Raw genomic sequence first — 9311 nt, 5'->3', positions numbered from 1 at the left:
GCTGGGCCCCCATGCCCTTGGAGGCGAAATAAAGGAGGAGGCCGCGCAGCGGCCGGGGGACATTCGCCGGAAAGGGCATGGGGGCCCAGCGCCCGGCCCACCGACTGCCGCGTCCGAAAGGGTGTACCGCGCGTTTCGTGCCTGCGCCCGCGACGGAAGAAAACAAAAAAATGCCGCCTGCAAAGGCGGCATTTTTGCTCCGGCACATGGCCCGAGCCTCGACAACGCCAGATGTTACTGACGCAGCGGAATCACGCGGATCTCCACGCGGCGGTTCTGCGCGCGGCCGGCGTCGGTGCTGTTGTCGGCGATCGGATACGCCTTGCCGGCGCCCAGGGTTTCGATACGTGCGCTCTGCACGCCCTGTGCGGTCAGGTAGGCGGCGACCGAGTCGGCGCGTTCCTTGGACAGGCGGTTGTTCACCGCATCGCTGCCGATGCTGTCGGTGTGGCCGACCACCTCGATCATGGTCTGGTTGTACTCGGCCAGCGTGCTGGCCACGCCGTTGAGCGAACCGTAGAACTGCGGCTTGAGCGTGGACTTGCCGAAATCGAAGGTGATCCCGTCCGGCAGGTTCAGGGTGAGGTTGTCGCCATCGCGGGACACATCGATACCCGTGTTGGCGGTACGTTCGCGCAGCGCGCGTTCCTGGCGGTCCTGGTACTGGCCGATCGCCGCGCCGCTGAGCGCGCCGATGCCGGCACCGATCATCGCGTGCTGGCGACGCTCGGTGGCACTGTTGCCGCTCAGCAGGCCGGCGGCCACGCCCACGGCAGTACCGATCAGCGCATTGCGGCCGGTCTTGTTCTGCTGCTGGGTCGGATTGCCATACGGGTCGGACTGCACGTACGAGCCGCCGGTGGCGCAGGCCGTCAAGGCAGCGGCGGTCATCAGGGCCAGGGCCACGTTACGGGGTGCGGATCGGATCATGGTGTTCTCCTTGGTTACCGGACTACCGGCTTGCGAGCGCCCAGAGGATAAACAGCCGGACGCGATGCCGACATGACGACCCGCGCGGCCATCTTCCCCGCGTTCAGGTTGCTGAGCGGTGCGTACAGGCGCGGCGTCACGCTCCGCCGGTTCGACGGTACGCCGCCAGCGCCGCGTCACGCCCCGCCGCCAGGTCCACCAGTGGCAGCGTGGGATACCCCGGCGCGTGCTCGGCCAACAGGTGCGGGTGCTGCCACGGCGCAAAGCGCGCCTTCAGCGGCAGGGCCGCCAGCTCGGGTACCCAGCGGGTGATGTAACGCGCCTGCGGATCGAACTTCTCCGATTGGGTCACCGGATTGAAGATACGGAAGTACGGCGCGGCATCGGCGCCGGTGCCGGCCACCCACTGCCAGCCCATCGTGTTGTTGGCCAGGTCGGCATCCACCAGCGTGTCCCAGAACCAGCGCGCGCCTTCGCGCCAATGCTGGCGCAGGTGCTTGCACAGGAAGCTGGCCACCAGCATGCGTACCCGGTTGTGCATGTAGCCGGTGGCCCACAGCTCGCGCATGCCCGCATCGATGATCGGGATGCCAGTGCGGCCCTGCTGCCATGCCTGCAGCTGCGCCGGGTTGGGCGCGGCCCAGGTGAACCCGTCGAACCGTGGGTTGAGGTTGTGGTCGGTGGTCTGCGGGAAATGATGCAGCAGGTGGTAGGAGAACTCCCGCCAGCCCAGTTCGCGGATGTAGCCGTCGATGTCGGCATCGCGGCTGGCACTGCGCTCGCCCTGCAGCCGCTGCACGATCTGCCACGGTGCGATCTCACCGAAATGCAGGTGCGGGGACAGCAGCGAGGTGCCCACCCGGTCGGGCAGGTCGCGCTGCTGCCGATAGCCGTTGAGCGCCCCGTCGATGAATACCGTCAACGCCTCCTGCGCGCCGGCCTCGCCCGGCTGCCAGTGCGTCCAGAATTCGGCATCCCACGGCAACGTTGCCGCCAGGCCGAGCGTATCGAGCGCCTCGCCCTGCAGCGGATGGGCCGGCAGCGACGCCGGCGCGCGGACCGGCGCGGGCAGCTGCAGGCGGGTCAGTGCGTTGCGCCAGTACGGGGTGAACACCTTGTACGGGCCGCCCTGCAGGGTGGTGATCTCCCATGGCTCCAGCATCAGGCTGCCGTTGTGGCTCTGCGCCTCGATGCCCTGCTCGCGCAGGTCGCGCTTGATCCGCGCATCGCGCGGCTGGGTAGCCGGTTCGTACTTGCGGTTCCAATACACCGCCACCGCACCGGACGCCGCGATCAACCGCTCAAGCTCGGACTGGCTGTCGCCGCGACACAGCACCAGCGACGAACCACGGGCACGCAGGTCTGCATCGAGCGCGGCCAGCGACCGGTGCAGCCAGGCATTGGACGCGCCACCGGGCGCCCAATCGCCTTCCTCATGCGGCGCATGGATATAGACCGGCACCGGCACGTGGCCGGCGTCCAGCGCAGCCTGCAACGCCGGGTTGTCCTGCAGACGAAGATCACGGCGGAACCACACCAGCGCTAGCGACACGACGACCGTCCAATGAAAGGAAACAGGGCGCATGATAGCCAGCACGCGTGAAAGACGGTGCCGGGCGCGGCTGCGCCGCTACGGTTGTGCCTTGCCGGCGCGATGGCTAGTCTTCGCCTCCTTTCCTGCAACGACCTCGGCCATGCACACACTGCACGCCTCCTTTGCCCGCTTCGGCCCGCTGCATGCGCAGTCGGCAGACCTGTGGCGTGGCGAGATACCACTGCCCACCCCGCTGGCGGCGTTCTACGCGCAGATCGGCCCGTGGGGCGAGACCGTGCACGCCAACGTGGGACCGGTCGGCATCGACATCCCGGGCGTCAACGTGTGTTTCCCGCCGCTGCATCGGCTGTGGTCCCTGCAGGCCGGCTATCGGTGGCAAGGCACCCGCGGTGCGCGCCTGGCCGATTGGCCCGACGCCTGGCTGGTGATCGCCGAGCAGAATGCCGACCCTTTCATCTTCGAGCGCAATACCGGCCAGGTCCTGTTTGCCTTCCATGGCGCGGGCCGCTGGGAGGCTTCGGTGCTGACGCAGGACCTGACGACGTTCCTCGCCGCCCTCGCCGCCATCGGCACGGTGTACCTGGATGCCGGGGACGACCTGGAGGACGACGATGGCGAGCTGCGCCCGGCACACCGGGACGCGGCGCTGGGCGCGCTGGCCACGGTACTGGGCGATGAGGCCGCGGCCGAGCGCTTCTTCGAGACGCTGGAGTGGTGAATGCGCCGCGCCGCGTCTTCGCGTGGAAGCCATGCGCCCTGCACCCACCCTGCACGCCGCACCCGCCAAGGTGGTGCCCTGCCCCGCCCCAGCCGGCTGTTGCCAAGGCGTAAGCATGGTTCCATCCGCCGGCCCCTGCCCTGCCCCAAGGATGCCGTTGCCATGGCCGTGTTCGCACCCGCTGTCGTCTATTCGCCCGAGATTGAACATCGCCAGGCCGACGAGGAGGAGACCATCGCCGAGCTGGCGACGGTGTTCACCGGCATGGCCCGCACCGTGGCCGAGCATGAAGGCCATGCGCATCGCGCGGTGCACGCCAAGGGCCACGCGCTGCTGAACGGCCGCTTCCGGGTGCTCGATGGGCTCCCGGCCGAGCTCGCACACGGGCTGTTCGCCACCGCCGGCAGCTACGACGCGCTGGTGCGCCTGTCCTCACCGCCCGCCGAGCAACTGCCCGACAACGTGTCCACGCCGCGCGCCATGGCGGTGAAAATCCTGGGCGTGGACGGGCCGCGCGTCGATGGCGGCGACGAGCTGCACAGCCAGGACTTCCTGATGGTCAACGGGCCCGCGTTCAGCACGCCGGGCGCGCACGGGTTCCTGCGCTCGGCAAAACTGCTGGCCGCGACCACCGAGCGCATGCCGCGGACCAAGCAGGCGCTGTCGGCCACCTTGCGCGGCGCCGAAGCGGCGCTGGAAGCGGTGGGCGGGCAAAGCGCCACCTTGAAGGCATTGGGTGGCGAACCCCGGCATCACCCGCTGGGCGAGACCTACTTCACCCAGGTGCCGTTCCTGTACGGGCCGTACATGGCCAAGTTCTCCTGGGTACCGGTATCGCCGGCGCTGCTGGCGCTGACCGGCGCGCCGCTGCCGTCCGGCGCGGACGCCCAGCGCGAGGCCGTCGCCGCGTTCTTCGCGGACCTGCCGGCGCCGGTGGAATGGGAGCTGCGCGTGCAGTTGTGCCGCGACCTGGAGAAGATGCCGATCGAAGATGCGTCGGTGGCCTGGCCTGAGGCGATCAGCCCGTTCGTCGCGGTGGGCCGCCTGCAGGTCGGCGCGCAGCCGTCCTGGAACGCAGCGGCGGCGGCACGCGAAGACGCCCTCGCGTTTGCGCCCTGGCATGCGCTCGCCGCGCATCGCCCGCTGGGCAGCCTCAACCGCGCGCGCCGCGTGGTGATGGCGGCATCGCGCCAGTTCCGGTCGCAGTTCAATCGCTGCCCACTGCACGAGCCCGGTACGGCGCAGGGCTGAGCGAGGCCTGCGCGCCAGCCACGCACCTGGTCCGGTGGCGCCGTGTACCGGCGCGCCGATCCCAACGGATTGCGGGTCCGGCTAGGCCAGCGTGGGCGTCGTCATCGTCTCCACCCGCTGCAGCACACCGTCGCGTTCCTGCAGCTGCCCTTGTGCCAGCAATACCTGCAGCTGCGCATGGATCCGCTCGCGCAGCATCTGGCTGCTGCCCTGGAAGCCCAACATGCGGGCCACCGGGGTGGCCACCTCATCGGCGCGCGCCCCATGCGCCTCGCCGATCAGCGCCAGCAACGCCTGCCGCAGCTCCTGCGGCGGCAGCAGTTCCACCTTGCGCAGCGTGCGCGATGCGGCCGACGACCGGTTGCGAACCACGATGGGCTGGCCGGGCACCATGTAACAGCTCTCCTCGCACGCCAGCGCCCCCTCCTGCCCCGCGTAGCGCAGGGCGGCCTGCACCGCCGACTGGATCCGTGCGCCTGCCCGCTGCAGCTGCCACAGGTCGCGCACCCGGGCGATGATTTCCTCCTCGTGGATGGGGCCTTCGACCGCCACGATCCTGCCTACCGTCGTGGCCATGCTGCCCAACGGTACCTCGTGCGGCGCCAGACCGGCGTCGCCCGGTGTGAAGTCAGCTTGCACGTAGGCAGGGCCATCGCCGATCGCGGGCGGATCCTGGGCGTCTTCCGCCGCCAGCCGCGCCAGCACGGTGGGCGATGCCGCCGGCACGGCCTGTGCAGCCGCTGCGGCGCCGGCCGCCAGTCGCGCACGTGCCGCGTCCACCGCATCCAGCAACCGCTGCAGTTCCGCGTCAGGCCGCTGGAACCAGTCGGTGCTCCATATGCGATGGATGGCCCAGCCGTGCGCCTCCAGAATCTCCTGGCGCAACCGGTCGCGGTCACGCGCCGACGGCGCGGCGTGGTAGGTGGCGCCATCGCACTCGATACCGAGCAGGTAACGGCCGGGCGAGCTTGGATCGACCACGGCCAGGTCGATGAAGAAGCCCGCCACGCCCACCTGGTTGTCCACCTGCAGACCGCGCTGGGCCAACGCATCCTGCACGGCCTCCTCGAACGGAGAATCGGCGGCACGGCCAGCCAGCCGAGGCATCCCCAGGTCGCCGTGCTCGGCGTACTTGAGGAAGGTCTTCAATGCGATCACGCCCAGCCGCGAGCGTTCGTCCACGCGGATGTCGTCGGCGGTGATGCTGGAGAACACTTCGCAGCGCTGGCGTGCCCGCGTGATCAACACGTTGAGGCGGCGATGCCCGCCGTCGGCATTGAGCGGGCCGAAGTTCTGGTACAGCTTGTCATCGCCCTTGGCACGACCGTAGCCGATGGAAATCAGGATCACATCGCGTTCGTCGCCCTGGATGTTCTCCAGGTTCTTGACGAAGAACGGCTCGTGCGGATGCCGTGCGATGTACTGCTCCAGTTCCGGATGCTGGCGGCGAGCCAGCTCCAGTTCGTCGCTGATCGCCTGGCGCTGGCGCACGGACATCGCCCCTACGCCGAGCGTCAGGTGCGGGCTGTGCCGCGCATGCTCGACCACGGCCTCGGCGATGGCGACCGCCTCGACCACGTTCTTGTAGCTGTTGCCACGATCGAACCGGCCGTGTGCCAGGTGGTGGAAGCGCAGGCCGGAGTGGGTGCGCTGCCGATCCGGGCTGGGCACGATGAACAGCTTGCCTTCGTAGAATTCCTTGTTGGATACCGCGATCAGCGATTCGTGGCGGCTGCGGTAGTGCCACTGCAGCATGCGTTGCGGCAGCCCCTTGGCCGCACACAGCGAAAGCACGCTTTCCAGATCGTTGGCCTGCGCACCCGCCTCGTCCGGGTCGACGTCTTCCCCGCCGGACAGGCGGGCGAAGAAAGCCGTCGGCGGCAACTGCTTGTCGTCGCCCACCACCACGATCTGGCGGCAACGCGCGATGGCTCCCAGCGCATCCACCGGCTCCACCTGGCTGGCTTCGTCGATGACCAGCAGGTCGAATTCGATGGCGCCGGGTTCCAGGAACTGGGCCACCGACAACGGACTCATCATGAACACCGGTTTGATGGCCTGGATCGGAGACGCGCACAGCCGGAACAGCCGCCGCAGCGCCATGTGGTTGCGCTTGCGGGCGATCTCGCCACGCAGCGTGCCCAGGGCACCGACGCCGCCGGCGTTGCCCCGCGGAAGCCCGGCATGGTGGGCCTGGGCGGCTTCGATCTGGGCGAGGGCCAGGCGCTGGCGATCCCAGTGGCGGAACTCGGCGACCAGCGTTTCATGTCGCCGGCCATCGAACGCGGCCAGCTCGGGGTAGGCCTGGGTGGCCAGCGTCAACATCTGCAGGTGGAAGGCGCAGCGGAACATCGCCACCGCGGCCTCCGCGCCCTGGCCGGTGTCGGCGGCGAGCGCCATCGGCCCCTGGAGTCCGGCAGCGGTGCAACGACGGGCAATGTCGGCGTAAGCCAGCCACGCCATCAATCCCTCCACGTCGTGTGCCCAGGCCGTGGTCTTCTGCTGCAGCAGCGCCAGGGGCACCTGCTCCAGCGCGGGGCTGCCGAATGCCTCGCCCACCTCGATCTGCAGCGCCTGTACCACCGTCTCGAACGCGCTGCGCAGCTGCGTGCCCGCCGCCCTCGCCTGCCCGGCGGACGCCGCAAGCGCGGGGGCGTTGTCGAGCCCTGCCGCCAACGCGCGCACATCCATCCCGCCGACCGGCTCGGCGTGCTGGACCCAGGCCAGGATCGCGTCTGCGGCGTCCCAGTCGGTTCGCTCGCCCTGCCACACCGCCCCGAATGCAGCGCGCGCGGTGGCGTCGATCGCCGCCAGCGCCTGGCGGGCCTTGCGCGCGGCGATCAGGTCGTCCAGCAGCGCCAGCCGCGCCGCCAGGGGCTTGGGCAACGGCTCCTTGCTGACACTGCGCAACTGGCTGATCGCCTGCCGATACGGCCCGTTGAGGAACCGCAGCAGGCGCCCACCATGCGCAGCCACCAGCAGGCGCTGTGGCAGCCAGTCGCTCATCCAGGCCACATCGGCCAGCGCCGGCGCGCGTTGCGCAACGATGGTCGCCAGCGCCCGCCCCTGCTGCAGGCCCTCGCGCAGCGACGCCAGGCCCGCCGTCCAGACCCCGGAGGAAATCGTGCCGCGATCAAACGGCGGCGCGCTGGCCAGGGTATCGGCCACCTGGCATTGCTGTGCCAGCACGGTCAGGTTGCCGGCCGGGGCCACGCCGAGCCCAGCCGCGAGCGCAGCGGCGGCGGCGCTGGCCTGCGCCACGGCAGCAGCCAGTGGCGCGCTCCGGGCGACCAGGTCTTCGGCCTGGGTGCGCATCACTGGCGGGTGGCCGATGCCACGCCACGGGTGCGTGTCCGGGTTGCCGATCCCTGGCAGGTGGCCGCACAGCTCGCCGAGCAGCGCGGCGCGGCGGTCCAGTTCGAGCGCGGACCACTCACCGGCGGCCTCCAGCCGGTACGGCGGGCGCCCCGTGTGCGGCAACCAGCGCGCCAACATGCCGAGGATGCGGAAGGGGGTCAGCCCGGCGCTGCCCACCGGCAGGTGCATGCGCTGCGCATGGGCGTTGAGCTGGCCGCGCACCTCCTCCAGCTGGCGTACGCCAGCGGCCACGTCGGCCGCCTCCGGCTGGCCCAGTTGCAGCGTCCGGCCCAGTTCCTCGAGCACCGCGCGCTTGTTGGCCTTGTTGCTGTGCAACTCCAGGCACAGCGGCCCCAGGCCCACGTTCTCCAGGCGCCGTTTCACCACGTCCAGCGCGGCCATCTTCTCCGAGACGAACAGCACCGTGCGCCCATCGCCCACCGCCGTGGCGATCAGGTTGGCGATGGTCTGCGACTTGCCGGTGCCAGGGGGGCCCTGGATGACCAGATCCTGCCCGCGTCGAACGGTCTCGATGGCCAGGGCCTGCGAGCTGTCGCAGTCCATGACGTGCTTGAGTTCGGCGGCCGGGATGAGCGCGTCGAGGAAGCCCGCGCCAGTGCTGGGCAGGCCGATGTCATCCTCTGCGAAGCCGTCGCCGAGCAGGCCCGCGACCAGCCGGTTGCGGTCGATCTCCTTTCCTTCCGGCCATTTGTCCGGATCCAGGTCGAGGAACATCAGCAGCTTGGAGAATGAGAAGAAGCCAAGCTGCAGCGCGTTGTCGAGCACGCTCCAGCCGGGTTGGGCGGCGATGCACTCCCGCACGGCGGCCAGGTAGGCGGCGATGTCGAATTCGTCGGTGTCCGGGAACGGCGGCAGTACGATGCCGAAATCGGCGCGCAGCTTCTCGCGCAGCGACAGGTTTTCCTGCGGCTCCTCATCGGCCCAGCGCAGCACGAAGCGCTCGCGGGCGCTGCGGCGCTCCAGCACCACCGGCAGCAGCACCAGCGGGGCACGGCGCTCATCATCCGCGGCGGCAGTGGGTTCGCGGAACTGCAACTGCCCCATGGCCAGGTACAACACGTTCACGCCCTGCTCTTCGAGCATGGTGCGGTACTCGTAGTACATCTCCAGCAGGCGCTTCTGCAGGTGCTCCGAGCTCAGCCGGGTCTGCAGGCGTGCGTCGAGGTGATGCTCGGCCAGCACGCCGGGCTCGCCCTCACCCGGCTGCGGCAGGGGCGGCGCATCCGGGGCCGGTTCCACCGCACCATCGGGCAGCGGCTCTTCGGCATCCTCCGCGCGCACCGCAGCGAAGGTCATGCCCTTCTTCTCGAGCAGGGTCTGCAGGGTCGGCACGCATCGCTCGTCGTGGATCACGATACTGCGGCTGGACGGCTTGCGCGGCAGGTTCAGCAGTCGATTGCGGTAGGTCAGGTCGAGCAGAACCCGGCGCTGCGCCTGCAGCGTGTCCCTCGTACTCATCGCGATTGCTCCGTTGCTCAT

General features: G+C 69.7%; 6 protein-coding genes. 2 read left to right on the top strand and 4 right to left on the bottom strand.

The annotated features are described in order from the left end of the window. The 3 genes from M2421_RS07610 to M2421_RS07600 all read right to left on the bottom strand — a co-directional run. A partial coding sequence (locus M2421_RS07610) for a hypothetical protein (RefSeq protein WP_259204863.1) occupies positions 1-208 on the bottom strand: 208 nt, incomplete at its 3' end. A 26-nt stretch (positions 209-234) separates the two neighbouring features. After that, positions 235-930, bottom strand: coding sequence for an OmpA family protein (locus M2421_RS07605; protein WP_259204862.1), 696 nt, complete (start codon positions 928-930; stop codon positions 235-237). Positions 931-1066: 136 nt separating this feature from the next. After that, positions 1067-2482, bottom strand: a complete 1416-nt coding sequence (locus M2421_RS07600; protein WP_259204860.1) for a deoxyribodipyrimidine photo-lyase — start codon at positions 2480-2482, stop codon at positions 1067-1069. A 142-nt stretch (positions 2483-2624) separates the two neighbouring features. Here M2421_RS07600 and M2421_RS07595 point away from each other — a divergent pair, with 142 nt between their 5' ends. Together M2421_RS07595 and M2421_RS07590 are read left to right on the top strand one after the other, a co-directional pair. Next, positions 2625-3203 (top strand): hypothetical protein, encoded by a 579-nt coding sequence (locus M2421_RS07595; RefSeq protein WP_259204857.1) that lies wholly within the window; start codon positions 2625-2627, stop codon positions 3201-3203. A 162-nt stretch (positions 3204-3365) separates the two neighbouring features. Next, complete coding sequence (locus M2421_RS07590; protein ID WP_259204854.1) at positions 3366-4454, top strand: catalase family protein; 1089 nt, start codon at positions 3366-3368, stop codon at positions 4452-4454. An 81-nt stretch (positions 4455-4535) separates the two neighbouring features. Here the strand turns inward: M2421_RS07590 and M2421_RS07585 are convergent, their stop codons facing one another. Further along, positions 4536-9290, bottom strand: coding sequence for a DUF3320 domain-containing protein (locus tag M2421_RS07585; RefSeq protein WP_259204852.1), 4755 nt, complete (start codon positions 9288-9290; stop codon positions 4536-4538). Positions 9291-9311 lie beyond the last annotated feature (21 nt).

The sequence above is a fragment of the Stenotrophomonas sp. BIGb0135 genome (assembly GCF_024810105.1).
In the GTDB taxonomy this organism is placed as follows: domain Bacteria; phylum Pseudomonadota; class Gammaproteobacteria; order Xanthomonadales; family Xanthomonadaceae; genus Stenotrophomonas; species Stenotrophomonas maltophilia_AB.
The sequence above is the reverse complement of the archived record's forward strand: the minus strand, read 5'-3'. Positions and strand labels throughout refer to the sequence as shown.

Bases quoted from the DNA above. Each gene is read 5' to 3' on its own strand.
- M2421_RS07605 (WP_259204862.1), bottom strand. From the start codon at position 930: ATGATCCGATCCGCACCCCGTAACGTGGCCCTGGCCCTGATGACCGCC.
- M2421_RS07595 (WP_259204857.1), top strand. From the start codon at position 2,625: ATGCACACACTGCACGCCTCCTTTGCCCGCTTCGGCCCGCTGCATGCG.
- M2421_RS07590 (WP_259204854.1), top strand. From the start codon at position 3,366: ATGGCCGTGTTCGCACCCGCTGTCGTCTATTCGCCCGAGATTGAACAT.
- M2421_RS07585 (WP_259204852.1), bottom strand. From the start codon at position 9,290: ATGAGTACGAGGGACACGCTGCAGGCGCAGCGCCGGGTTCTGCTCGAC.